Source organism: Pseudoalteromonas sp. SG45-1 (assembly GCF_014164135.1).
GTDB lineage: Bacteria > Pseudomonadota > Gammaproteobacteria > Enterobacterales > Alteromonadaceae > Pseudoalteromonas > Pseudoalteromonas distincta.
Genome location: NZ_JACJEP010000004.1, coordinates 63,084 through 88,345 on the forward strand (window position 1 = coordinate 63,084; position 25,262 = coordinate 88,345).

Genomic DNA, 25,262 nt, shown 5'->3' on the forward strand with positions numbered 1-25,262 from the left:
CCCGAACATGTGTTCGGGCTTTTTGTGTTCAAAACGAGGTGAAATTTACTGCTCAATAAAGCCAATCAGCTTATCTGCAATATCAGTATTATTTTGTGAGCCGATAAATTGCTCACTGCCTTTGCCATAGGCAAATACTTGAACGTCTACAGCGGTGTGTCCGCCAGTTGTCCAGCCAGTAAAGCTTGCATCACTAATAATACTTTTAACAGCTAAATTAAGCGCTTTTTCGCCCATTTTTTTAGCTTGCTCAAGTTTGATTTGGTTTTCAGTTGTAAATTCAATATTGGTGTTAGCAGTCCATACTGGTTTTAAGTCTTTAGACTCCATAAGTTTGTCTGTTAACTTACTAGCCGTTGCCTTAACACCTTTAATTACGTCTGTTTCCCATTTAAATTGGCCGTGCGAACCAATAGTTAAGCCGCCCGTTGAGTGATCGGCTGTAACTACAAGTATAGTGTCTTTATTTTTATCAACGTACGCTTTTGCTTTTTCGATTGATTTAGCAAAGTCGTCCATTTCAGCCATCGCACACGCTATATCGTTAGAGTGACCACACCAATCAATTTGGCTGCCCTCAATCATCACAAAAAAGCCTTCTTCATTCTGGTTATCTAGTAAACCAAGCGCTTTAGATGTTAACTGAGTAAGGCGAGTTGGGTTCATATCAAGGGCAAATGGCAAGCCTTTGCTTGCATACAAACCTATGGCAGGTATTTGTGTAATTTGTCCCAGATTATTAATATCGTCACCGTATTGGTAACCTGCCGCTTTAAATTCTTCAACTAAATTACGGTCGTCACGAATAAAATATTTAGTACCGCCACCTAGCATTAAATCAACAGGTAATTTACCAGCAATCTTATTATCAATATAATCGTTGGCAATATCATCGTAGTTGTAACGAGATTCATTGTGGGCTGTAAAGCTAGCAGGTGTTGCATGGTTTATTTGTGAAGTTGCTACAAGCGCTGTTGTCATACCGCGCTCTTTTGCCATTTCAAGCATGGTTTTAACTGGCTTTTTATCTGTATCTACAGCAACTGCACCATTATAACTTTTATGGCCGCTACTAAGCGCTGTAGCACCCGCAGCGCTGTCTGTTACATAAGTATGGTCATCAGGGTAGGTGTGAGCCATGCCTTTTAAAATAGTGTCAAAAACCGTGCCTTCTACTTCTTTTGTTGCAGGGTCATCTTTAAAATAGCGATAAGCCGTGGTGTAAGCCGGACCCATGCCGTCACCAATCATATAAATTACATTTTTAGGTGCTGATTCTGCGTAAGCACCAGAAGCGGTGCATAAAAGTGCCAATAAGCTGATCTGTTTTTTCATGGTTGTACCTTATGAGTGTACCTTATTTAATAGCCGCTGATATTGTATACAGATAGTATGATAAATAAATGAATATCTAAGATATTTATAATTTAGGGTTATATGGATAGAATTGTAGTTAACGCTGTTAGTTCTATTTATTTAAATTATACTGGTTATAGCTTAACTACATATGATGCTATCACCTTTTAATTGTTCAAAAGGCATACAAAGCAAATATATTTAAAAAGATCAGCTTATTTTTTTTGTAATTAAGCTTATGATATCGTTTAAATTTTATTTTATATTTTTTACTTTCTTTAGAACATCAAGATAATTAAATAGCGAATTTGGCACCATTTTCTCGGTTAGTGGTCTGACAACTTGTATGCTATAAATAATGATGCTCTAAATTAATAAAGGACTTGCCGTGCAGCCATTTAATATTGAAACCAATAACTTGAATATTCATGGCTTAAAAGTAGGTTCTGGGGATGAAATAGTAATAGCGTTGCATGGTTGGTTAGATAACTGCCACAGTTTTATACCAATGTTAAGTAAAGCTAAGCCAAAGCACACTTGGTACTGTATTGATTTTGTCGGGCATGGTTTATCATCTTGGCGAAGTGATGATGCACATTATTATTTTGTTGATTATATTGATGATGTGTACCAACTTATTAATGCGCTTGGTGTTAAAAAAGTGCATTTAGTTGGGCATTCGATGGGAGCCATGGTTGCAGGGCTTTTTGCTAGTTGCTTTGGTGATTATGTAAAATCTGTTACCTTTATTGAGGGGATTGGGTGTGTTACAACTCCCAGCGAAGGCGTATGTGAACAGCTAAAAAGTGCAGTATTAAATAGAGCGCGTTTAAAAAATAAGAAGCAGAGAGTTTATAAATCGAAAGAGCTTATTTATGAAGCACGTGCTCAAACAACCGATTTGAATAGTGAGCTTATTGCTCTTTTAATGCAGCGAAATATAAATTCGGTTTTAGATGGTTATACATTAACAACTGATCCAAAGCTTAAAAATCACTCAGGTTTTAGGTTTAATGAGGCGCAATGTATTGGTGCAATAAAAGATTTAATTGCACCGTGCCAATTAATTTTAGGTAACGAAGGTTATTCGTTTGTAAAACAAAATCTGGCAAAGTATATTAGTTATTACAATAGCTTAAAGGTCATTAATGTAGATGGTGGGCACCACTGTCATATGCAAAGTAGTGAACTATGTTTTAAGCATATTCAAGACTTTATGCTGCAAAATGGTGCATGTTAATTGTAAGTTTACGTAAAATGTGGGATTATTCCTCCATTAGAGTATTTGCTCAATTGTTAAAGCGCCTTACTTAGATTAAGGTTAATAAAAATATAATTATAAACAGGGGCTAAGAGTGGAAAAAATCTGGCTTAAGCGCTACCCAGAGGGTATGCCTGAAACAATCGATCCTGAGCATTACAACTCGTTACTCGAAGTGTTCGAAAAAAGTTTTACTGACTACACCGATTTACCTGCATTTACTAATATGGGTAAAACGCTGTCTTATAGCGAAATAGATACAGCAACAAAAAAAGTTGCTTCCTACATTCAAAATGATTTAGGTCTTAAAAAAGGCGACAAAGTTGCCGTAATGATGCCTAACTTACTACAAACACCAGTCACCATTTTAGGTATTTTACGTGCAGGTTGTGTGGTTGTAAATGTTAACCCACTTTACACTGTGCGTGAGTTAGAGCATCAGTTAAAGGATTCTGACACTACCGCTATTTTCATTTTAGCAAACTTTGCTGACACACTTGAAAAGTCACTTGCACACACTGATGTTAAACACATTGTAGTAACGCAAGTAGGCGATATGGTTGGTGGGCTTAAAAAGCACATAGTCAACTTTGTTGTTAAGCACATTAAAAAAATGGTGCCAAAGTTCAACTTACCAAACACAATTAACTTTTCAGACGTTCTAGCTGCAGACGAAACTAAATATACACGTCCTGAAATGAGCTTGTCCGATCTTGCTTTTTTACAGTACACCGGTGGCACAACAGGTGTATCAAAAGGGGCAATGCTGAGCCATGGCAATATGGTTGGTAACCTTGAGCAAGTTTCAGGCTGTTTAGACAAAGTGTTAAATCGTGGTACAGAAGTTGTTGTTACCGCTTTACCGCTTTATCATATATTTGCTTTAACAGCTAACTGCCTGACGTTTATGAAGTACGGTGGTTTAAATATATTAATCACAAATCCACGAGATATGCCTGGGTTTGTTAAAGAGCTAGGTCAGCATAAATTTACAGCTATTACTGGTGTTAATACGTTATTTAACGGTTTATTAAACACACCAGGTTTTGCTGAACTTGATTTCAGTCATTTAAAAATGTCACTTGGTGGCGGTATGGCCGTGCAACGTCCTGTTGCTGAAAAGTGGCAAAAAGTGACTGGCTCAAAATTAATGGAAGGCTATGGCCTTACAGAATGTTCTCCATTAGTAACTATTAGTCCTTATGATTTAGAAGCATATAACGGCTCTATTGGTTTGCCTGCGCCTAATACTGAGATTAAGCTAATACTTGATAACGGTGAAGAGGCCGCTAAAGGTGAACCGGGTGAAATGTGTGTGAAAGGCCCGCAGGTTATGGTGGGCTATTACAATCGACCAGATGCAACAGCTGAATGTTTAAAAGATGGCTGGTTTGCAACAGGTGATATTGCAACTTATGACGATGAAGGTTTCTTCTTTATTGTAGATCGCAAAAAAGACATGATCATTGTATCTGGCTTTAATGTTTTCCCTAATGAGATAGAAGAGGTAGTGGCTATGCACGAAGGTGTGCTTGAAGTTGCTGCTATTGGTATTCCTCACGATGTAAGTGGTGAACAAGTTAAAGTTTTTGTTGTTAAAAAAGACCCTTCTTTAACTGAAAAAGATATAATAAGTCACTGTCGTGATAATTTAACTAATTACAAGGTCCCAAAACTGGTAGAGTTTAGGGATGAGTTACCTAAAACTAACGTAGGTAAAATACTCCGAAGAGCCTTGAAAGATTAGCAACCTATAAAAAAGCCGACATATGTCGGCTTTTTTATTGTAGGAGATTAAGTGCAATACCAATTGATCGAAACCCAAAATCAACTGAACACTTTTGTTGAACAAATAAAAAATAAGCCTATTTTAGCTATTGATACTGAGTTTATGCGTCGTCGCACTTTGTATCCAGAAGTTGCACTTATCCAAGTTTTTGATGGTGAGCATTTAGCGCTTATCGATCCGTTAGCTGAGCTCTCATTATTCGATTTTTGGGAAATACTAAAAGATCCTAGTGTTTTAAAAGTACTGCATTCTCCTTCAGAAGATATTGAGGTTTTTCAAAAATACGCAGGCTTTGTTCCATCCCCACTTTTTGATACACAATTTGCGTTGCAGTTACTTGGGGAAGGTAACTGTATGGGCTTTGCCCTCATGGTAAAAGAGTTGCAAGGTATTGAAATAGATAAAAGTGAGTCACGCACTAACTGGCTACAACGTCCGTTAACTAAAAAACAGTTAGATTATGCTGCTGCAGATACTTTTTACTTATTGCCGTGTTTCGAGCTGATTATAGAGCGTATTAATGCCGATGGGTTCTTTGACATTGTAATAAACGAGAGTGAGCTGATAGCTAAAAAACGTGCGTTTCAAACACCAGACGAGCTTTTATGTAAAGATATTAAAAATGCATGGCAACTCAAACCGCACGAACTTGCGGTTTTAAAAGAACTTGCTGTATGGCGCAGAAACAAAGCCATTAAGAAAAATTTAGCGCTAAATTTTGTGTTAAAAGAACATAACATGACTGAAATTGCCAAACGTGGTCCTTCAAGTTTAAATGCTCTACGTCAAATTCCAGGAGTTGAAGCTATTGAAGTTAATCGCTCTGGTGTAGATATAATCAAGTGTATTGAAGTTGCCAAAGCAGTACCAGATGCTGAGCATCCTGAAGTACTTAAGCGCTTAATTGATTTTCCTACTTATAAAAAAGTAGCCAAAGATATTAAACAAAAGATCACTAAAGTCGCTAAAGAGCACAATATACCAGAAGACGTTATGGCCTCTAAAAAGCAAATTAATCAATTGATTAGTTGGAATTGGAAGTTAACTAATGAGCAAAAACAAAGCCATATTAAGCCTGATTTATTAAGCTCTTGGCGCTATAACTATGTTAAAGACGCTTTAAAAGAATGGGATACTTAAGACTAGATATTTTTTTTACTGTGTAATACTTATACCAATCCGCAATAATACTTAATCATTTTGCGGCGCTAAACGTGTCGTTACCTGTGTTAAAAAATCTCATTTAGAACAACTAAATAGCGATTTTTTTGCTTAGCTATCAACACGTTTTTCCATCCTCAAAATAGATCACTTAATTAAGCGAATTGGTATTATCTATAATTTTTGTGTTACATAGTGAAAAAGTTTTAGTTGCATGCAAGGGATTAAAACGTAGATATTTAGAAAGTTATTAAAAAGTAAATGAAAATAAAGAGGGCGCTTATAAAGCGCCCTTTCTTCAATTACTTCTTTTCTTCATCAGGTAGTGTAACGTTTAGCTCAAGTACGGCTAAATCGTCTTCGTTTTGATCAAACTGAACCTGAACTGCATCGGTACTTACGTTCACGTATTTACGGATCACATCTAAAATATCTTGTTTTAATTGTGGTAAGTAATCCGGCGTTCCTCGCTGAGAACGCTCGTGCGCGACAATGATCTGCAATCGCTCTTTTGCTAGTGACGCACTGTTTTTCTTTTCTGAGCGGAAGTAGTCAAGTAAAGACACGTTAACCTCCAAAAATCCGTTTAAATAAGCCTTTTTTCTCAACGTCTAAGAAGCGAAAATCGACGGTTTCACCTAGTAAGCGGTTAATTGCATCAGAATAAGCTTGGCCTGCATCAGATTCTGTATCCAATATAACAGGTTGGCCTGAGTTTGAAGCACTTAATACCGCTTGCGATTCAGGAATAACCCCTAATAATGGGATTGACAGAATATCTTGCACATCTTCTACCGATAGCATTTCACCTTTTTCAACACGACCAGGGTTATAGCGTGTTAATAGTAAGTGTTCTTTAATATTTTCTAGGCCTTCTTCAGCACGTTTTGATTTGCTGTGTAAAATACCTAAAATACGATCTGAATCTCGAACTGACGACACCTCTGGGTTTGTTGTAACAATTGCTTCATCAGCAAAGTACATCGCCATCATAGCGCCAGCTTCAATACCTGCTGGTGAATCACATACTATGTAATCAAAGTCTTCTTTTAGTTCATTTAGTACGCGTTCAACACCTTCACGTGTTAAAGCATCTTTATCACGAGTTTGTGAAGCAGGTAGTAAAAATAATTTATCTACACGTTTATCTTTAATAAGCGCTTGGTTAAGGTTTGCCTCACCATTAATTACATTTACAAAGTCATAAACAACGCGGCGTTCACAACCCATAATTAAATCTAAGTTACGTAAACCAATATCAAAGTCGATAATAACTGTTTTATAGCCTTTTAACGCTAAGCCTGTGCCAATTGCAGCACTTGATGTTGTTTTACCAACACCGCCTTTACCTGAGGTAACGACAATTACTTTTGCCATGAGATTTATCCTTTAACCAAAGCTGAAATTTCTAATGATTCGTCTTTTTGTTGTATTTGCACTGCATTTCCCCAATGTTCACCTTGTAGCGAATCACTGATCCAGTAATTACCATCTATTGAAACCAGCTCGGCTTCAAGTTTTTGGCAAAAAATGTGTGCTTCTTTAAAACCTTTTGCGCCTGCAATAGCGCGACCGCGTAGGGTGCCATAAATATGCACATTCCCATCGGCAATGACTTCCGCACCATGACTAACTGCGCCAAGTACTATCAAATCTCTATCTTTTGCATAAACTTGTTGTCCAGAGCGAACTGTACCGCTGATAATTTGCGCTGGTAAATGCACCGTTTTTTCTACAATCGATGTATTGGGCTCTTGTTTAACAGGTTCGCTCTTAACGTCTTGTGAATAATTTAAAACAGATAAGCCAGCAGCCTTTGCTTGAGTATGTTGCTCATCTGAGCCATTACACACACCAACCGCATTAAAACTCATTCGCTCGATTAATGATTTTAAGTGAACAAAATCAAGTGAACTGTTTTTGATTTCAATTAAATTAACGACAATAGGCGCACCCTCAAAAAACTTAGGGGCCTGGGCTATTTTTACATACAGTTGTTCTGCTAAAAGGTTTATATCAGTACTATAAAGATGCAAAACTGATAACGTAAAAAGATTCCCTTTTAACTCAAAAATTTGGTCCGACATACACGCTCAATTGATTTGTCTGATTAGAAATTAATTTTAGATAAACGTAGGCTGAATAGGGCCTTTATTGAAATTTCTAATCTAATTTTTCTAACTTATTATTACTCTCATGTTATAGTGTGCGGCATTGTTAAGCAAGAATTTATAGGGCCATAATGCTCACTGCAGTATATAAAAGTAAGAAAAAAGCGGATACGTTCTTATTTGTTGAAAAAAGAGATGATTTTAGTAAAGTTCCGGAACCTTTGATGGCTATGTTTGGTCAACCTGTTTATGTGATGATCATCAATTTAGCAAAACGTGAGCATTTAGGTGGGGCAGATTTAGAAACTGTAAAAGCAGCGTTATCAAATCCTGATAAAGGCTACTACTTACAAATTCCACCACCTGAGCAAAATTTGCTAAGCCAATTACGAAAAGACAATGGAGTTGATAGTGATTAAAAAACTTATCGTTATATTATGTGGTGTATGTTTAAGCTCACCTGTTATGGCAAAAACTCAGGCTGAATTTCAAGATTATTTAGCGAATTTAAAGCAAGAAGCTATCGCAAAAGGTTACGAAGCCAAACTTATTGACGATGCGTTTGCAACAGCAACGTATAAAGAAAAAGTGGTTTCGGCTGACAAAAACCAGCCAGAAGTTAAAGAAACCCTTGAAACGTATTTACCAAAACGTGTACCACAATGGAAAATTGACCGCGCACGTAAGCTTTACGCAGAAAACAAAGAGGTACTTGAAAAAGTAGCGAAAGAGTTTGGCGTACAAGCACGCTTTATAGTCGCGCTTTGGGGGCTTGAAAGTAACTTTGGTACAATTCAAGGCGGTCATAACGTTATTTCATCATTAGTGACACTTGCTTTTGATGGACGCCGAGAAGCACTTTATAAGCGCCAGCTTTGGGCTGCACTGGATATTTTAAAGTCGGGCCACATAACGCTTGATAAATTTAAAGGCTCTTGGGCAGGCGCAATGGGGCAAACGCAATTTATGCCTACCTCTTTTAATGCTTACGCGGTTGATTACAATAACGATGGCCGTAAAGATATTTGGACTACAAAAGAAGATGCATTTGCCTCAATTGCTAATTATCTAAAGCAAGAAGGCTGGAACGACTCTCTTACGTGGGGTCGCCAAGTTCAGTTACCTGAAAACTTTGATAGTAAATACGTTTTAGTGCGTGGTACCAAAACTCGCAAGCAGTGGTTAGAATATTGGAACGACTCAGAGCGCTCATTAGCTGATTGGCAAGCACTGGGTGTTCGTAAAGCTGATGGTTCTGATTTACCTAATGTAGACGTACGTGCTGCGCTGGTTATGCCTGATGATATAAATGGTCGTATGTACTTAGCGTACGATAACTACAAAGTGTTTATGCATTGGAATCGCTCGTATTACTTTGCTACTAGTGTAGGTTACTTGTCGGACAGAATTGGTTATCCAAAAATCTAATTTTTAAAATATACCTATAAATAAAGCCGCAATTGCGGCTTTATTCTTTTTTGAATATCTTTTCTTTTAGGTCAATAACTTTACCAATTCCAGAACCTAGCTTCATTAGCTTATTAAGTTGCTCTGGCGTTAAACGCTGTAGTTCTGATGACCATTTAGTGACGGTTTCAAGTAGGTTGTGAATCTCACCCATTTGTTTTTGTGCATAAAGCTCATCATCGTTACTGGCTTCGTCTAATAAGTTATCGCGTAGTAGTGTTAAGGTGGGCTCAATTTCACGTTTTTTACGTTCTTCAAATACGCGATTTGCCATATCCCAAATATCGCCAGCAGGGGCGTAGTACTCTTTACGATCGCCAGGAATATGCTGTACTTTAATTAACTGCCACGATTGCAGCTCTTTAATGCCCATACTTACATTACCGCGAGAAATACTAAGCGCATCTGCAATCTCATTAGCTGTCATTGGGTTTTTAGTAATAATCAGCAAACCACACATTTGTCCGATCGTACGATTGAATCCCCATCGGCTGCCCATCTCACCACAATGCATTACAAAGGCAAAATTCTTTTCGGATAAACTCATAGCTTAGTAACTTTCAGTAATTTCAGAAAGTAAATGCTAGCACGCTCATTATGGATAGCAAGTTCTTAGCAGGCTTATAAGTTAATTTAAATGACTAAAATATGATTTAGATTAATATTTATACATCTATATTAGGATATGTTGTACACAACAATACATAAATAAATCCTTATCTTTAATTTTCTTCACATACGATGGAATGACTATGAAAGCTGCAATTAATACTCAATACAAAGGTAAATTAGAAATAACAGACTTACCAATTCCTGAGGTGGGAATAAATGATGTTTTAGTAAAAATAGCGGCCTGTGGCGTTTGCCATACCGATTTACATGCCTGTCATGGGGATTGGCCAGTAAAACCAAAAATGCCATTAGTACCAGGGCACGAAGGTGTCGGTGTTATCGAAAAAGTCGGAAGCAACATTAAGCACTTAGAAGTTGGCGATAGAGTCGGTATTCCTTGGCTCTATAGTGCATGTGGGCACTGTGAGTTTTGCCTAGATGGTAAAGAAACACTGTGTTTATCGCAGCACAATACTGGCTATTCTATTGACGGTAGTTATGCAGAATATTGTTTAGCGCATGGTGACTACGTTGTAAAAATACCAGAAGAACTCGGTTTTTCTGAGGCTGCTCCATTATTTTGTGCAGGTGTTACAACCTATAAAGCATTAAAAGTATCCGGTGCTAAACCAGGGCAGTGGGTTGCTATTGTTGGTGTGGGCGGGCTTGGTCATTTAGCAGTACAGTACGCTAAAGCAATGGGTTTTAATGTAATAGCTGTTGATACAGGTAAAGAAAAACTCGCGCTTGCTAAAGAGCTAGGCGCAGATATCACCCTCGATTTTAAAGAGGTGGTTCCAAGCGAAGCTATTTTTGAACAAGTAGGTGGTGCGCATGGCGTTGTGTGTACTGCAGTGTCTAAAGCTGGATTTGAACAAGCCTATAAAAGTGTACGCCGTGGCGGTAAATGCGTATTAGTGGGATTACCTCCAGAGGATATGCCACTTCCTATTTTTGATACTGTGCTTAATGGCATTTCAGTAGTTGGCTCTATTGTTGGTACACGTAAAGATTTGCAAGAATGCTTGGAATTTGCAGCGCAAGGTAAAGTAAAAGCGATTATTGAAGAAAAACGCTTAGAGGACATTAACGAAATTTTTGATGATATGCTCAAAGGTGAAATTAACGGTCGCATAGTGGTTACCATTTAATTTAGATTAAGCGTTTATAAAACACAAAAAAGCACGGCTTCTAAATTAGAAAACCGTGCTTTTTAAGTCTTTAACTAACCTGAGCGCTGAAAATAGCTGCTTGAGATAGATTTATTATCCAGAGTTCAGGTTAGCTAGTTAAAGTGTGTAACTAAAACTTAGTTTTGCATTACGCTCTTCCCCTGGCATACCACCTAAAAACATCGCTTTTGAGTAATACTTTTTGTTGAACAAGTTATTTAAGTTTAACTGCATATGCCATTTATCAGTTGTATACGATACAGCTGTATCGTAAGTCGTATAACTTGGTACATAACCATCAGGAATCGAGAATGAACTTGAATTAGTACTTCTGTTATCTACAAACGTAATACCACCACTTATATTTACAGCTTCAGGTAAATTAAACATATCTGCGTAGTAGGTTACCCACGTACTTGCTGTTACGTAAGGCACACCTTTTTGGCGTGTGTCGTAACTGCTGCTATTAGGATTACTTTTGTCACGTGCATCTTGATAAATACCGTTTACGTTTACTTTCCATTTATCGTTCAAGTAAGCATTTAAATCAAGCTCAACACCTTTTGTTTGCTCTTTACCATCATAATAGCTTTCAGGTACATCTGAGCCTGATGTTAATGCGTCATAAAGCGGGTTTGCGTATTCTAAATTAGTACGAGAGCTTTCAAATATAACAACAGATGCGAGTAGTTGGTCATCAAATGCTTTAAATCTAAAGCCTAGGTCGTTACTTATAGACTCTGAATCTTCACGGTCAGCTTCGTTTCCTGCCACAGAGCCTAATACACTATACGCTGTACGCCCTTTTGAATGATTTACAAATACAGATAAATCTTCAGATGGCTGATACGTTGCACCAAGGTTATACGTTAAGCCAGAATCTGATGTACTCGCTTCAGGTGTTGGCTCTGCACGGCTAGAACTGTAGCGCTCATCAACACCAAAGTGCTCATAAGTTTGCTCAATTCGGTTATATGCCACACCAATACGCGTTGTAAGTTCTTCAGTTATGTAACCAACATGTTGAATGCCTAAGCCCCATGCTTGTACTTTTTTATTGTAGTCACTTGTTTTAAGCGGATCGTAATCTTCAAAGTTACCGGTTGGCCAATTTGGTTCTCTTATATCGTAAATATACGGCAAAGAACCTTGGTACGTTACATCACCATCATTGTTTGTGAGTACGTAATCTTGATCCCATATTGAGAATTGTTTAAAACGAATATCTCTATCTTCGTAGTTGGCGTTAACTAGTAATTCGTTATCTACGTCGCCTAACATAAAGTCATAACGTAAATCTAAGAAGTACTGCCATGATTTTTCATCTGCTTCTACTTGGCGGTATTCTTGGCGGCGTGCTGCATACGGGTAAAGTACACCGTCTTCAACTAATGGAGCACGAGGGTCGTTATTAATTATTCCATCGCGTGTTGAATAGACGTAGTTATATGCACCTGTTTGGCGCGCAAAACTTGATGTGTAGTTACGGTACTGTAGCTGCTGGTTTAAAAACAAATCGTCAGTAATGTAATAGTTATGCGTTAATTTAAAACGCAACTCTTCACCTTCGTTAGCATCAGCCATTGGTGAAATAATACCATTTGTGCCAAAGCTATAAGGTGTTAAGCCATCAGATGCAGATAATGAATTAGCAAGTTGGTCGCGTTGTGCATCACTTAACTGTACGCCGCTTACTGTCGGATCGTTTACTAAATCGGCACCAGTTACTTCCCCCGCGCTTAAGCCGTTTGCAGTTTCTGCACTGTAAATACGAATAGGATGACCAATAGAATCAACCGCTATTTCATCTTTTATATAGGCTGCAGAAAGCATGATGTTTTGTCTGTCATTAAGCACGTATTTAAGTGAGGTATAAATTTCGTCGCGATCTTCTTTTAAATCGCGAAAGCCGTCACTTGACGCTGTTTTAGCCATTACACGATAAGCTAAATCATCTGTTATAGCGTTAGTGCTATCAAACGATAATGAATAGCTATCCCACTGGCCAAGCTCAGCCGCAACTTTGTGTTTTTCTTCAAACTCTGGTTTTTTTTCAATTAGGTTAATTACGCCACCTGCACTACCAATGCCATATAAACCTGTTGCTGGGCCTTTTAAAACCTCAACAGATTCAACATTTGTAAGTGAACGAGTTGGGTTAAATGTATTCCCCAGGCCTGCACCACCATACATACCATCGTAGGTGTAGTTTGCATCTAAACCACGAATTACTAAGTTATCACCAATACCGTAATTATTACCTGCTTGTGTTAAGCCACTTACGTTTCTAACTAAATCTTGTAAGCTATCTACACCTTGAGATTCAATCAGTTCTCGGTCAATAATTACTACCGGTGCAGGAGTTTCCATTAAAGACATGTCTGATTTAGTAGCAAGACCAGAGCTCATCACCACGCGGTTTTGCTTTTCGTATACGCTGATGCGTTCAATATCAGGATTAACTTGTGTATTTTGGGCAAATCCCACATTTGCATTTAAACAAGCAAGAGTAATAAGAGAGTACTTAAACGTTTTCATAGAGTGATAACTATTCGCGTTATTGAATTTTCGCGAATGATAATGGTTATTGTTTTTAAAGTGAATAGAAAGTTCATTTTATTTGATTAAATAAAACTGTTCGGATAATTAATAGACAAAAGCGAGTCTAATAGGGGGGCGGTGACCCTTTTATGGCATATTCAATATAGGTGAGAGTTTTATTAAGGCTGAGTAAACTCAGCCTTAATAGCGTGTATTTACAACTGGTTTTTATAAACAACACCTGCTTTCATTACAAAAGGTACTGCCTCTAAGGTTTTAATACTTTTAAGAGGATTTGCTTTTACCGCAATTATATCAGCTGCAAATCCGGTTTTAATTTGTCCTAACTGAGTATCCATTTTTAATAACTTAGCGCTATTAATAGTTGATGCTTGAATGGCTTGTAGTTCTGTCATGCCAAATTCAACCATGCGGCTAAACTGTTTTGCATTATCTCCGTGCGGGTAAATTGCTGCATCGGTACCGAACACCATTTTAACACCCGCTTTTACGGCACGGCTAAAGCTATCACGTTGCCTTTTAGAAACTTGGCGCTCTTTATTTAGGTTTTCTTCGTCTACGCCGTTTTGCTCGCCATAAGTGAGTGTGTATTCGGTGTTATAAATATCCATAGAAAGCCAAGTTCCATGCTCTTTGGCAAGCGCTATCGCTTCGTCATCTAAAAAGCTGGCATGCTCTACGCTATCAACACCTGCTTTAATGGCTGTTTTTATACCGCTTGTACCGTGTGCGTGAGCAGCTACTGGTAAATCTCGCATATGGGCTTCATCAACAATGGCTTTCATTTCTTCAAAAGAATACTGCTGTGCACCTACTTTAGTCCCTTTTGAAAATACTCCACCTGTGGCGCAAAACTTAATAGCATTTGCCCCGTATTTAATATTTTCGCGTACTTTTATACGCGCAGCCCATGGACCGTCTGCGACGCCACTTGAAGTATATTTAAGCTCAGGAGGCAGGCGGTTGTTATCACAGTGCCCGCCAGTAATGCCGAGTGATGGGCCTGCAGCCCAAATACGAGGGCCAACTATGTCACCCGCATTTATGCCGTCACGCACGGCTATGACGCTGTAACCTTCTGCGCCAACATTACGTACTGTTGTAAATCCAGCTTCTAAGGTTTTTTTAGCAAAATGAGCCGCTTTAATCGCCATTCTAGGAACTGACTGGCCTAAACGCTCACTGCGCGGCACCGTAGGGTCACTCGTTAAATGCACATGCATATCCATTAAACCTGGCATAAGGGTTAAATCAGGGAGTTGAATGTGTTTATCATCTTTAGTCAGCGTTGGTTTTTTATTTTGTTCAATGTTTGTAATTACGCCATCATCAATAGTAATTAAGGGTGATTTAATGAGCTTGCCATCTTTAACATCAACCATGGCTTTAGCCGATAGGTATGTAACTGCATGGCTATTAAAAGTGGTTAAGCAAAGTAAGGCAATAGAGGTGCTGAGTAGTTGTTTTTTCATTTTATTTTTCTTTTAAATCATATTTGAATTAATAGAAATGTAACAAGTTCAGATAAAAGTGCAAATTTAATACGATGAATGCAATCTATCGTAATTTCTTTATTAAGCACGGTTTAATGCGCATAATTAAAAAACGATATTAAAAAGGATTATCATGAAATCAATTAAATTAGCATTAGTTGCCAGTGGCGTTATGTTTGCTTTAAGTGGCTGTATGAATACTGAGCTTAGTACACAGACTAATACCAGTACGCAGTTAAACACAGTTAACGCATCAGCAGGTATTGTTTCAGAGCTTTCAGCAGAGCAACAACTCGATGTACTTGTTGCACAGTATTACGATGAATCGCTCACATATAGCCCCATCAGCGCAACGTACAATGGTCGTAATGAGTTTAACGATCAATTCACGCCTGTGATTTCAAAAGAAAATAGAGCAAAAAAAGCCGCTTTTTATAAAAAATATCAACAGCGATTAAACTTTATAGATAAAGCACAGTTAACAGGGCAATCGCTTTTAAGTTTTGAAATATTAGAGCGTGACCTTGCACTTAAATTAGAAGGCATGCAGTTCCCTGATTATTTACTACCAATAAATCAAATGGCGGGTGCGCATAACACCTTTGCAGGTTTTGGTTCAGGTCAAAGTGCTCAGCCGTTTAATACCGTTGAAGATTACACCGCTTTTATCTCGCGTAGCGAAGGTTTTGTAAAGTGGCTTGCAAGTGTAGAGCGTTCAATGGCGCAAGGCATCAAACTAGGTATTACGTTACCAAAACCACTTGCTGAAAAATTACAGCCACAATTTGCAGCTCATGTAGTTAAAAATGCCGAAGACTCATTATTTTGGAGACCAGTTAAAAAATTACCAGAATCGTTTAGCGAACAACAAAAGCAAAAAATTACAGCGCAGTATCGTCAATTGATTATGCAGCACTTAGTACCGGCTTATAAAAGTATGAGTGACTTTTTAGCTAATCAATATATTCCTAATAGTCGAGAAAGCGTAGGTTACAGTGACTTACCAAACGGTAAAGCATGGTACGAATACCAAATTAAGAAAAACACGACGCTTAGCTTATCTGCAGACGAAATTCATGACATTGGTTTAAGTGAAGTGTCGCGCATTTTAAGCGAAATGAAAAAAGTAAAAGAAACCGTAGGCTTTAAAGGTGAGCTATCTGAATTTTTTGATCATTTACGCGATTCAGATGAATTTTACTACGACACGCCTGAGGAGTTAATTGCGGCATATGAAAACGTTAAGAAAAAAATAGATGCGCGTTTACCTCTACTTTTTAACATAGCACCCAAAGCACCTTACGTTGTAAAAGCAGTTGAAGCCTACAGAGCGCAGTCGGCAGCAGGTGCATCCTATGCATCTCCGGCGCCTGATGGCTCTCGCCCTGGTATTTTTTATATCAATGCTTATAACTTAAAAGCGCAGCCTAAATTTTTACTCGAAACTTTATCGATTCACGAAGCAGCCCCGGGTCATCACTTTCAAATAGCACTTCAGCAAGAAATTGAAGGCTTACCTGATTTTCGTAAATTTGGTGGTTATACCGTGTTTGCAGAAGGTTGGGCGCTTTACGCAGAAAGCTTAGGTAAAGAGCTAGGCTTATTTACCGACCCTTATATGTGGTATGGACGTTTATCGGATGAGCAATTACGCGCAATGCGTTTAGTGCTTGATACTGGTTTTCATGCAAAAGGGTGGACGCGTCAACAAGGTATAGATTACATGCTTGCAAATTCATCTATGGCTAAAAGTGATGTAATTGCTGAAGTAGAGCGATATATTGCATGGCCAGGACAAGCGCTTTCTTACAAGTTAGGGCAATTTAAAATTCAAGAATTACGTGATTTTTCTAAAAAAGAACTCGGCAATAAATTTGATATTAAAGCGTTTCACACGCAAATATTAATTGATGGCGCATTGCCAATGCCAATCCTTGAGGAAAAAATTAAGCGTTGGGTTAAATCTCAAAGCTAATTTGTAGCGCAAAGCCAGTACTTTGAAAGGGTATTGGCTTTGCGCCATTTACAGCAATACGGTAGAATGCGCGCTCTTTAGGGGGCACGAGTAAACTATGTTTGATCAACAATTAGCAAATACACAATTTTGGCTTAAAAAAAGCTTAAGCGACATGAGTCAAAACGAATGGGAAGCCATTTGTGATGGATGCGGAAAATGTTGTTTAAATACGTTTATTGATAGCGAAGATGAAGACGAATTTACCGCCACCGATCAGTTACGCGAAGGTGAGCAATTAATATTTACTAATATTGTATGTCAGTATCTTGATAACAACACCTGTGGTTGTAGCGAATATGAAAACCGCCAAACGCTTGTTCCTTCTTGTGTAAAACTCACAAAAGAAAACCTTAAAGACATCTTTTTTATGCCACAAAGCTGCAGTTACCGTCGTTTACATGAAGGTCGTGGTTTGGCTTCTTGGCATCCGTTATTAAATAATGGTGATAAAACAAAGATGCATGAGCTAGGTATTTCTGTAAAAGACAAAACAGTAAAAGATTGCGATGTAAAGCTCGACGACTTTGATTTGTACATTGCAGAATGGCCAACAAAGGACGTAGATTAATGAGTAAACAACAAGCCGTAATTGGTTTAATCAATCCTAAAAGCCCGACTAATGTTGGCGGTGTATTGCGAGCAGCTGGCTGTTATGACGCTAAACAAGTTTTTTTTACAGGCAATCGCTACTTAAATGCCAAAAAATTCCATACAGATACAAAAAATGTAGTGGAGCGTATTCCTTTAACCGAAACAGATAATTTAGAAGCAATAAAGCCACAAGGCGCAACGGTTGTGGTTATTGAGCTTATTGAAGGTGCAACACCTTTACCTGAGTTTAAACATCCTGAAAATGCATTTTATGTATTTGGTCCCGAAGATGGTTCTGTATCAAAAGACGTCTTAAAGTGGTGCGATGAGGTTGTTTATATTCCAACTATTGGCTGTATGAATTTAGCGGCAACCTGTAATGTAGTTTTGTATGACCGCTTGGCTAAATTAGGCGGCGTTGAGAGTAGTGACGATACTATTATTAGCTCTCGTGATACAAACAATAAAATGAGGTGGCAAAAAAGCTGATTAGTTAAGGTTTATTTGTGCAAAAGTGTTAGTAGTAGCTAAACTTAAAAACACTATTAATCACAAATAGATACTAAAATGCGCTGGTTTTATTTTATATTATTGCTAACAACTAGTAATAGTTTTGCTGAAACATCGGTTGAGTATTTTCAAAATGCTACTCAACACACTTTAACTGGGCATTCCCATAAATCAGGGGTGCTCTATGAAGCTAAAAACTCCAAACAAACACTTCATCTAGCCACGCTCGATTGGCCTCCCTATATTGGTAATAATGTATGTAATAAAGGCTGGGTTTATCAATTTTCAATTGCCTTGTTAAATAGTAAGGGCTACAGCGTATATATTGAATTTTTGCCTTGGGCAAGAGCGGTACGAAATGTAGAACTAGGCAGGGCTGACATACTAATGCCTGAATACTTTATAGAAGATACAGCCCCCTCCGATTATGTTGATGGTAAAACACGTCGAGAATTACTCGGCTTATCTAATTCGTTTAAAGGTGGCGAAATTGCTTTTTTAAAAAGGAAAGGCGATACAGACCATTTCACAGGAAACTTGAACTCGCTCAAAGGGCTTAAGATTGGTGTTGTTCGAGGGTATCAAAATACGCCAGAGTTTGATGCCATGATGGACAATGGTGAGTTTGAAGTTATCGCCTCTGTTGATGACTTACAGCTTGTTAAGCTACTGACTGCTAAACGTGTTGATTTGGTTATTGGCGATCCTCAAGCTTTGAAATCATCTGTGGCTTACTCCTCTTTAACTAAACCTGAAAAACATTCTTTGCTTTCTTCCATTGAGCAAGAAAGCATTCCTTTGCAATATAACTCGTTATATTTTGCCATTAGTAAGCGTGCACATAATTGGCTTTTAGTATTAGAGGATATAAACGAAGGGCTTTATCAGTTTAATAACAGTGGCGAAATAGACCGAATTGTTAGAGCGACCAACACGCAATGTGAATAACGCCACTGGAACGTTCCATAAGTGCGCTGACTAATTTATATTTAAACATGTAAAATCGTTTTCAACTTGTTAATGGAGTGAAAACGACGTGAGTGAAATAAATACAAACCAATCATTCGCGGTCAACGAACAGCCAAATAAAAATTATCTGTTTCCACTGACTGCAATGACGACCCTATTTTTTTTATGGGGTTTTATTACTGTTTTAAACGATGTACTAATACCACGCTTAAAAGGCGTATTTGATTTGAGCTTTTTTGAAGCGATGCTAGTACAGTTTTGCTTTTTTGGGGCTTACTTTATTGTTTCTATTCCTGCGGGGCTTTTAGTTAAGCAATTTGGTTACAAAAAAGGAATTTTAACTGGTTTAATTGTGGCTTCAATGGGGTGTATGTTGTTTTACCCTGCTGTTGTAGTACATGAATATTGGCTATTTTTAGGCGCTTTATTTGTACTTGCTGCTGGTGTAACTGTACTTCAGGTTTCTGCTAACCCTTATGTTGCAGCTCTTGGCAGTGAAAAAACAGCTTCTTCTCGTCTAAATTTAGCACAAGCACTTAATGCGCTTGGTACTACCGTTGGGCCTTATGTTGGTGGTTTATTATTTTTCGGTACGGCAGGTAGTTTAGCCGCATCGGCAGCAACTGCTGAATCTGTAAAAGTGCCTTATTTAATGCTTGCTGGCGCTTTATTGCTTATCGCTATTGTATTTGCCTTTATAAAGCTTCCAGAAATTGAAGCCCACAAAGAGGAAAATAATACAGCAATTGAATCTCGTTCGTTAATGCAAGCACCGCACCTAACTATGGGTGTACTTGCTATATTTTGCTACGTAGGCGGGGAAGTTGCCATTGGCAGCTTTTTAGTTAACTACTTTGGTGAGGCGCACATAGCAGGGCTTGAAGAGCATACTGCGGCCGCACTTATTAGTTATTACTGGGGCGGGGCAATGGTAGGGCGTTTTATAGGCTCTGTATTATTACAAAAGATAGCACCTTCTAAAGCTATAGCGTTTAATGCATTTAGTATTATTGCGCTATTATTGATCACTATTTTTACTCAAGGTGACGTCGCTTTATACTCAGTATTGGTAATTGGTTTATTTAACTCAATTATGTTCCCGACTATATTTTCAGTTGCAATCGAGCGACTAGGATCATTGACGAGCAAAGGTTCTGGCTGGTTATGTTTAGCAATTGTTGGTGGTGCACTTGTACCATTACTGCAAGGGTTTATAGCTGATACAGTAAATATACAGCAAAGCTTTTTTGTTCCAATGTTATGTTATGTATTTATTGCATGGTACGGTTTAAATGTTGTTCGCTTAGCAAATAAGTGGAAATAACAGACTATACAAGAGTGACTGAATACGTATTCAGTCACTTATAAAGCTATATTTAATGGGAACGTTCCATAAAAAATAAATCTAGTCATTAATTATTTAATATTAGCCAGTTACCCACGAAAGCCTTTTGTTTTACAATCCTTTATTCTTATTTTTCATCAATAACCTAACTGTAAGTCTCTTTTACTAGGACATTTAGCTAAATTTTTGCTAAAACAGTAAGGCTAATAACGATAAATAATAAAAAGGGTGTATATGCTTAACTCGTTGAAATTTACTTCCAAAGTGACTATTGCAGCCTCCTTAATTTTGGTTTTGGTGCTAGGGTTATTTACTTTTAATAACTACATTGCGATGCGCAAGCAAACCGAGCAGCAGTTAAGCTTGGTATTGCAACAAAATTCCGAATCTGTTTCACAAAATATAGCGAGTTGGTTAAATGCAAAGTTGGCGATTGTTATATCAATTGCTAAAACCCATAAAGCTAATGATTCTAAAGCACTCACCCTTTCACAACTAAATACAGCAGAGCTTGCTGGAAGCTTTAAAAATACGTATATAGGTAAATCCAGCGGCACGTTTATATTAAACGATCAAACGGTTGTATTACCTGCAGATTTTGATGCGACTTCTCGTCCTTGGTATAAATTAGTCGAAAACAAATCAAATACCGCTTTTACAACTCCTTATATTGATGTAACCACTAACGAGCTTACAATTTCAGCGGTAGTACCCATACTCCAAAATGGTCAGTTTAGCGGCGTTGCAGGTGCCGATATTGATATGCAGACCGTGACAAAAATTATCAACGATATTGACTTTTTAGGACTCGGTTATGGTTTTTTACTCGATAATAAAGGCCAAGTGTTAAGCCATCCAAATGCTCAGTTAAACTTAAAAAATACATCAGACATATTTGGCACGAATACGCCTTTACAAAGTGAGTTTACCCAGTACGAGATAAACGGAGAGTCTAAGCTTATTTCGTTTACAAAAATTAGTGGTATTGAAAACGTAGATTGGTACCTAGGTGTTGTTATAGACAAAGATAAAGCGTATGCCAGTGTCTCTAATTTTGGCCAAACCGCAGCTGTTTTTATGGTGATAGGAATTATCACTATTATAATTATGATGCAGCTTTTATTACGCTATTTAATGCAGCCAATGAATCGTTTAAACGATGCTATTAAAGATATAGCACAAGGTGAGGGCGATTTAACAAGGCGTTTAACCGTTGAAAACGACGATGAATTTGGCGATTTAAGCTATTCATTTAATATTTTCATCGAAAAAATTCAGCATTCAATAGAACAAGTAAAAGAGTCTACAAAGCAATTAGATACAGCTATTGAGAGCTTGGTATCACAAACACATTCTTCGCTGTCTATGTATGATGATCAAAGTAAACGAACCGATAGCGTTGCAGCAGCTATCAACCAGTTTTCTGCCACATCAATGGATATTTCAAGTAATGCAGAGAGTGCATCGCAGCTTGCTAAAAATGCAGATGAACACTCAACACAAAACCAAGAAGTATTAAGCCACAGTGTTGCAACTATCCACCAGCTCTCGGGTAATATGGAAAAAGCTCAGCAAACTATAAACAGTTTAAATACGCATACAGCCAGTATTGGCCAAGTGCTTGAAGTTATTAAAGGTGTAAGCGAGCAGACTAATTTATTGGCACTTAATGCCGCAATTGAGGCGGCTAGAGCAGGAGAGGCGGGACGCGGTTTTGCCGTTGTAGCAGATGAAGTTCGCCAATTAGCGCACCGCACTCAACAGTCAACGCAAGAGATTGAAGACACAGTGAGCCAGTTACAAAAAGGCTCAAACCTTGCTGTAGAGCTTATGAAAACAAGCCTTCAAGACAGTGAAAAAAGCGTACAACAAGCAGATGCCGTCGGCAATTTAATGAGTCATGTTATTCAAGCTATTAAGCAAATAAACGATGCAAATCATTCTGTGGCCAGTGCAACAGATGAGCAAAACCAAGTTGTTAAGTTATTAGATACTGATATTCAAACAATTAGTGCGCTTTCTATACAAGGCAAGGCTAACTTAAATGACACGCTTGACGAATGTACCAAACTAAAACAGCAGTTTAGTGCCTTAGAAAATATGGTTCAAAAGTTTAAAGTATAAAATTAATGACTAAAAAAAATGTGAATAAACCAAATTGGCTCAGTCTAATAAATATCGACAGTGTTTATAGCTCAGACATGCAACGCAAAGCGTTTTCTTTATTTACCATGATTGGGATTTCAATTGTGGTGATCGCAGTATTAGTGTTTTTTAATTATAAGCTTTATTCGCCACTACTGACCGCTTCATTAATTATCGTTAACATTACAAATATATGCTGTTCTATCTACTTTATAAAAACGGGTAACCTGCAAGTTGTGGCATTAATAAGTATGAGCATTGTGTGCATGATGTTTGTTGCACTTGTTTATACCGGCGGTAAAGATAATACCGCGCTATATTGGCTAATGTTTTATCCTGTCGTAACGTTTGCATCTTTAGGGGTTAGACTAGGTGCTTGGTTAGGCTGTACCTTACTGTTTTCTTGTATTGTTATTTTATACGGCCCTGACTTTGGTCAAGTTAGCTATGGCAACGTAGAAAAAACACGTTTTATAGCGTCCTTTTCTATGGTGTTTTTATTCTCATTTATTGGTGAGTATTTTAGGCATAAAAGCCACATGGCTATTGCCGATATTACGCTAGAGCAAAAACAAGATGCTTATACTGACCCCCTTACTGGCATAGCAAATAGGCGTTTTATTACCTCTCATTTTTTAAAGCTTGCTCAAACACGCCCAGAGCAGTACTTACCTTTTTCAATTTTGTTAATTGATTTAGATAATTTTAAATCTTTAAACGATACGCATGGCCACGATTTTGGTGATACGGTATTGATAGAATTTACCAAACTTCTTGAGTCTCAATTTTTGGCAACTGCGTTAAAGGCCCGTTATGGCGGTGAGGAATTTGTTGTTATTTTACCGCAGCTCACAGCCTCTGCAGCCTCTGTAATTGCGAACAAATTTCGAGAAGCCGTGGCAGGGCATGTTATATTTACTGATGACAAGCAGCGTATTTCAATCACCTGTAGCATTGGTATTTCCCAAGTAAATAAAGTAACTGATTATGATGATTCATTAAAGCAAGCTGATGAAGCTCTTTATAGTGCAAAGGCTGCTGGTCGTAATAGTGTCGTCTCAAACTAGTTGAAGGATTAATATGTCTCAAAGTAAGTTAATATATGTTCATGACCCAATGTGTAGTTGGTGTTGGGGTTACTCACCAACCTGGCTTAAGCTAAAATCAGAGCTTGCTGGTAAAGTGGCAATAGAATATAAAGTAGGTGGTCTTGCTCCCGATAGCCAAGACCCAATGCCACAAAATATGAAAGAGATGCTTGAGGGCACTTGGCATAAAATTTCAGCTCAGCTAGGTACGCAATTTAATTATAACTTTTGGCGCAATTGCCAGCCAAGGCGTTCAACGTATCCCGCATGCAGAGCTGCACTTATAGCGCGTAAAGCGGGTAAAGAAGCTCAAATGGTGGCTGCTATCCAACACGCTTATTACCTAAACGCACAAAACCCGTCTGATGAAAGTACATTAATTAGTTTGGCTGAAAAAATTGGCTTAAATAAAGATGAGTTTTCGGCGCAGCTAGCGTCAAGCGAGCTTAATGATGAATTTAAAGCTGAGTTATCCTTTGTTCGCACTTTACCAATTCAAGGTTTTCCCTCACTAGTGCTTATTAAAGATAATAAAGCTTACCCTATAGAAATTAATTATACCGATTGGCACTATTCCCTTAATCAAATTAATTCAATTTTGGATTAACCACCTTCTTGCATCTTCTTAATAGGGGGTATTTGGCCAGCAAGTACCCTTATTCGCGTTAAAACCTCCTTGTAAGTCTCAATTGTTACCATTGTCATAAAAGCGACTTTTTTGCGCAACATCCTTGTCATGTTTCATCTATAAACTCCTGCTCATTGAATTATTAAGTCATAAATTATTTATATAACAAAGTTTATGACCTAAAAAAACAAACTAGCAAATCCGCTAACTAACGAGTAAAGGTGTATGCGATGAAAGGCGTTAAACCATTAATCTTAGCTGGTATTGTGGCCGCAAGTGCAGCAGTACACGCAAACGATTTAGATAAGGTTATTGATAAAAGCAGTGAAATTAATAAATCAGCTGCGCAATCACAAACAAAAATAGACAAGATTGCAGATTCAATGCAAGGACGTTTACAGCAATTTAAAACCCTCAATAAAGAGATTGATGGTTTAGCTGTATACAACGCCCAGCTAACTAAACAATTAAATAATCAAATAGAAGAGATGGAATCTTTAAACCTGTCAATGGATCAGGTTTCTATTATTGAACGTCAAATTACGCCGCTAATGCTTAGAATGATTGAAGGTCTTGAGCAGTTTGTATCTTTAGATATTCCATTTTTAGCTGATGAGCGCACTAAGCGCGTTACGTCTTTAAAAGAAATGATGAATCGTGCTGATATTAACTCAAGTGAAAAATTTCGCCGTGTACTTGAAGCGTATCAAGTAGAAGTAGACTACGGGCGCACTATTGAAGCTTATACCGCACTTTTAAATGTGGATGACAAAGAGCGTGAAGTTGATTTTTTACGCATTGGCCGTTTAGAGCTTATTTACTTAACACGCGATGGCAAAAAAGCAGGTAGTTGGAATGCAGATACAAAATCATTTGAAGCATTACCAGACTCTACAATAAGCCAAATTAATAAAGGTTTACGCATTGCGCGTAAACAACTTGCCCCAGATATGTTAACTCTGCCAGTACATGCAGCAGAATAAGA

General features: G+C 37.9%; 22 protein-coding genes. 15 read left to right on the top strand and 7 right to left on the bottom strand.

What is annotated here, in order from left to right:
- Window positions 1–45 precede the first annotated feature (45 nt).
- Window positions 46–1,335, bottom strand: a complete 1,290-nt coding sequence (locus H5117_RS05225) for an alkaline phosphatase (RefSeq protein ID WP_182692913.1) — start codon at window positions 1,333–1,335, stop codon at window positions 46–48.
- A gap of 409 nt (window positions 1,336–1,744) precedes the next feature.
- Between H5117_RS05225 and H5117_RS05230 the strand changes: the two genes are divergently transcribed.
- The 3 genes from H5117_RS05230 (at window position 1,745) to rnd (ending at window position 5,546) form a co-directional block, all read left to right on the top strand.
- Window positions 1,745–2,596 (top strand): alpha/beta hydrolase, encoded by an 852-nt coding sequence (locus tag H5117_RS05230; RefSeq protein ID WP_182736437.1) that lies wholly within the window; start codon window positions 1,745–1,747, stop codon window positions 2,594–2,596.
- A gap of 115 nt (window positions 2,597–2,711) precedes the next feature.
- Entirely contained in the window at window positions 2,712–4,364 is a 1,653-nt protein-coding gene (fadD, locus tag H5117_RS05235) for a long-chain-fatty-acid--CoA ligase FadD (protein ID WP_182672373.1), read from the top strand.
- A gap of 51 nt (window positions 4,365–4,415) precedes the next feature.
- Window positions 4,416–5,546, top strand: a complete 1,131-nt coding sequence (gene rnd, locus H5117_RS05240; protein WP_182736439.1) for a ribonuclease D — start codon at window positions 4,416–4,418, stop codon at window positions 5,544–5,546.
- A 323-nt stretch (window positions 5,547–5,869) separates the two neighbouring features.
- Here the strand turns inward: rnd and minE are convergent, their stop codons facing one another.
- The 3 genes from minE to minC are packed head-to-tail and all read right to left on the bottom strand — an operon-like array spanning window position 5,870 to window position 7,654.
- On the bottom strand, window positions 5,870–6,133 hold the full coding sequence (gene minE, locus H5117_RS05245) for a cell division topological specificity factor MinE (protein WP_004334706.1): 264 nt from the start codon (window positions 6,131–6,133) through the stop codon (window positions 5,870–5,872).
- A gap of 1 nt (window position 6,134) precedes the next feature.
- Window positions 6,135–6,944 carry a septum site-determining protein MinD gene (gene minD, locus H5117_RS05250; protein ID WP_004334708.1) on the bottom strand — a complete coding sequence of 270 codons (810 nt, stop codon included), beginning with the start codon at window positions 6,942–6,944 and terminating at the stop codon, window positions 6,135–6,137.
- A 5-nt stretch (window positions 6,945–6,949) separates the two neighbouring features.
- Window positions 6,950–7,654 (bottom strand): septum site-determining protein MinC, encoded by a 705-nt coding sequence (minC, locus tag H5117_RS05255; RefSeq protein ID WP_024596847.1) that lies wholly within the window; start codon window positions 7,652–7,654, stop codon window positions 6,950–6,952.
- A 155-nt stretch (window positions 7,655–7,809) separates the two neighbouring features.
- On the opposite strand from minC, the gene H5117_RS05260 reads away from it, so the two are divergent.
- Window positions 7,810–8,097, top strand: coding sequence for a YcgL domain-containing protein (locus H5117_RS05260; RefSeq protein ID WP_004334712.1), 288 nt, complete (start codon window positions 7,810–7,812; stop codon window positions 8,095–8,097).
- Complete coding sequence (locus H5117_RS05265) at window positions 8,090–9,106, top strand: lytic transglycosylase domain-containing protein (protein ID WP_004334714.1); 1,017 nt, start codon at window positions 8,090–8,092, stop codon at window positions 9,104–9,106. Before H5117_RS05260 ends, H5117_RS05265 begins: the two co-directional genes overlap by 8 nt.
- A 40-nt stretch (window positions 9,107–9,146) precedes the next feature.
- Here H5117_RS05265 and H5117_RS05270 read toward each other — a convergent pair whose 3' ends face one another.
- The gene (locus tag H5117_RS05270; RefSeq protein WP_024596846.1) at window positions 9,147–9,692 is read right to left on the bottom strand and encodes a GbsR/MarR family transcriptional regulator; all 546 of its coding nucleotides are present in this window, start codon (window positions 9,690–9,692) and stop codon (window positions 9,147–9,149) included.
- Window positions 9,693–9,897: 205 nt separating this feature from the next.
- Here H5117_RS05270 and adhP point away from each other — a divergent pair, with 205 nt between their 5' ends.
- Entirely contained in the window at window positions 9,898–10,908 is a 1,011-nt protein-coding gene (gene adhP, locus H5117_RS05275) for an alcohol dehydrogenase AdhP (RefSeq protein WP_024596845.1), read from the top strand.
- 138 nt (window positions 10,909–11,046) lie between these two features.
- On the opposite strand, the gene H5117_RS05280 is transcribed toward adhP, so the two are convergent.
- Window positions 11,047–13,467: a TonB-dependent siderophore receptor gene (locus H5117_RS05280; protein ID WP_182736442.1), complete on the bottom strand. Its 2,421-nt coding sequence runs from the start codon at window positions 13,465–13,467 to the stop codon at window positions 11,047–11,049.
- Between the two features lie 218 nt (window positions 13,468–13,685).
- Window positions 13,686–14,963 carry an amidohydrolase family protein gene (locus H5117_RS05285; RefSeq protein ID WP_154902860.1) on the bottom strand — a complete coding sequence of 426 codons (1,278 nt, stop codon included), beginning with the start codon at window positions 14,961–14,963 and terminating at the stop codon, window positions 13,686–13,688.
- A gap of 154 nt (window positions 14,964–15,117) precedes the next feature.
- On the opposite strand from H5117_RS05285, the gene H5117_RS05290 reads away from it, so the two are divergent.
- The 9 genes from H5117_RS05290 to H5117_RS05330 all read left to right on the top strand — a co-directional run bounded on the left by H5117_RS05290 (window position 15,118) and on the right by H5117_RS05330 (window position 25,260).
- Window positions 15,118–16,959, top strand: coding sequence for a DUF885 family protein (locus tag H5117_RS05290; protein ID WP_182736444.1), 1,842 nt, complete (start codon window positions 15,118–15,120; stop codon window positions 16,957–16,959).
- Window positions 16,960–17,056: 97 nt separating this feature from the next.
- Window positions 17,057–17,569, top strand: coding sequence for a YcgN family cysteine cluster protein (locus H5117_RS05295; RefSeq protein ID WP_004334734.1), 513 nt, complete (start codon window positions 17,057–17,059; stop codon window positions 17,567–17,569).
- Window positions 17,569–18,081: an RNA methyltransferase gene (locus H5117_RS05300; protein ID WP_024595017.1), complete on the top strand. Its 513-nt coding sequence runs from the start codon at window positions 17,569–17,571 to the stop codon at window positions 18,079–18,081. Before H5117_RS05295 ends, H5117_RS05300 begins: the two co-directional genes overlap by 1 nt.
- Window positions 18,082–18,159: 78 nt before the next feature.
- The gene (locus H5117_RS05305; RefSeq protein ID WP_182736447.1) at window positions 18,160–19,050 is read left to right on the top strand and encodes an ABC transporter substrate-binding protein; all 891 of its coding nucleotides are present in this window, start codon (window positions 18,160–18,162) and stop codon (window positions 19,048–19,050) included.
- 88 nt (window positions 19,051–19,138) lie between these two features.
- Complete coding sequence (locus H5117_RS05310) at window positions 19,139–20,395, top strand: sugar MFS transporter (protein ID WP_024595015.1); 1,257 nt, start codon at window positions 19,139–19,141, stop codon at window positions 20,393–20,395.
- Between the two features lie 255 nt (window positions 20,396–20,650).
- Window positions 20,651–22,540: a methyl-accepting chemotaxis protein gene (locus H5117_RS05315; RefSeq protein WP_182736449.1), complete on the top strand. Its 1,890-nt coding sequence runs from the start codon at window positions 20,651–20,653 to the stop codon at window positions 22,538–22,540.
- 5 nt (window positions 22,541–22,545) lie between these two features.
- Window positions 22,546–23,628 carry a GGDEF domain-containing protein gene (locus tag H5117_RS05320; protein ID WP_182736450.1) on the top strand — a complete coding sequence of 361 codons (1,083 nt, stop codon included), beginning with the start codon at window positions 22,546–22,548 and terminating at the stop codon, window positions 23,626–23,628.
- A gap of 13 nt (window positions 23,629–23,641) precedes the next feature.
- Entirely contained in the window at window positions 23,642–24,256 is a 615-nt protein-coding gene (locus H5117_RS05325) for a DsbA family protein (protein WP_024594646.1), read from the top strand.
- Window positions 24,257–24,507: 251 nt separating this feature from the next.
- A complete protein-coding gene (locus H5117_RS05330) occupies window positions 24,508–25,260 on the top strand; it encodes a DUF3450 domain-containing protein (protein ID WP_004334751.1) in 753 nt (250 codons plus the stop codon).
- Window positions 25,261–25,262 lie beyond the last annotated feature (2 nt).

Coding starts and splice junctions, on each gene's coding strand:
- H5117_RS05225 (WP_182692913.1), bottom strand. CDS start 1,335: ATGAAAAAACAGATCAGCTTATTGGCACTTTTATGCACCGCTTCTGGT.
- minD (WP_004334708.1), bottom strand. CDS start 6,944: ATGGCAAAAGTAATTGTCGTTACCTCAGGTAAAGGCGGTGTTGGTAAA.
- minC (WP_024596847.1), bottom strand. CDS start 7,654: ATGTCGGACCAAATTTTTGAGTTAAAAGGGAATCTTTTTACGTTATCA.
- H5117_RS05260 (WP_004334712.1), top strand. CDS start 7,810: ATGCTCACTGCAGTATATAAAAGTAAGAAAAAAGCGGATACGTTCTTA.
- H5117_RS05270 (WP_024596846.1), bottom strand. CDS start 9,692: ATGAGTTTATCCGAAAAGAATTTTGCCTTTGTAATGCATTGTGGTGAG.
- adhP (WP_024596845.1), top strand. CDS start 9,898: ATGAAAGCTGCAATTAATACTCAATACAAAGGTAAATTAGAAATAACA.
- H5117_RS05280 (WP_182736442.1), bottom strand. CDS start 13,467: ATGAAAACGTTTAAGTACTCTCTTATTACTCTTGCTTGTTTAAATGCA.
- H5117_RS05285 (WP_154902860.1), bottom strand. CDS start 14,963: ATGAAAAAACAACTACTCAGCACCTCTATTGCCTTACTTTGCTTAACC.
- H5117_RS05290 (WP_182736444.1), top strand. CDS start 15,118: ATGAAATCAATTAAATTAGCATTAGTTGCCAGTGGCGTTATGTTTGCT.
- H5117_RS05295 (WP_004334734.1), top strand. CDS start 17,057: ATGTTTGATCAACAATTAGCAAATACACAATTTTGGCTTAAAAAAAGC.
- H5117_RS05300 (WP_024595017.1), top strand. CDS start 17,569: ATGAGTAAACAACAAGCCGTAATTGGTTTAATCAATCCTAAAAGCCCG.
- H5117_RS05305 (WP_182736447.1), top strand. CDS start 18,160: ATGCGCTGGTTTTATTTTATATTATTGCTAACAACTAGTAATAGTTTT.
- H5117_RS05315 (WP_182736449.1), top strand. CDS start 20,651: ATGCTTAACTCGTTGAAATTTACTTCCAAAGTGACTATTGCAGCCTCC.
- H5117_RS05320 (WP_182736450.1), top strand. CDS start 22,546: ATGACTAAAAAAAATGTGAATAAACCAAATTGGCTCAGTCTAATAAAT.
- H5117_RS05325 (WP_024594646.1), top strand. CDS start 23,642: ATGTCTCAAAGTAAGTTAATATATGTTCATGACCCAATGTGTAGTTGG.
- H5117_RS05330 (WP_004334751.1), top strand. CDS start 24,508: ATGAAAGGCGTTAAACCATTAATCTTAGCTGGTATTGTGGCCGCAAGT.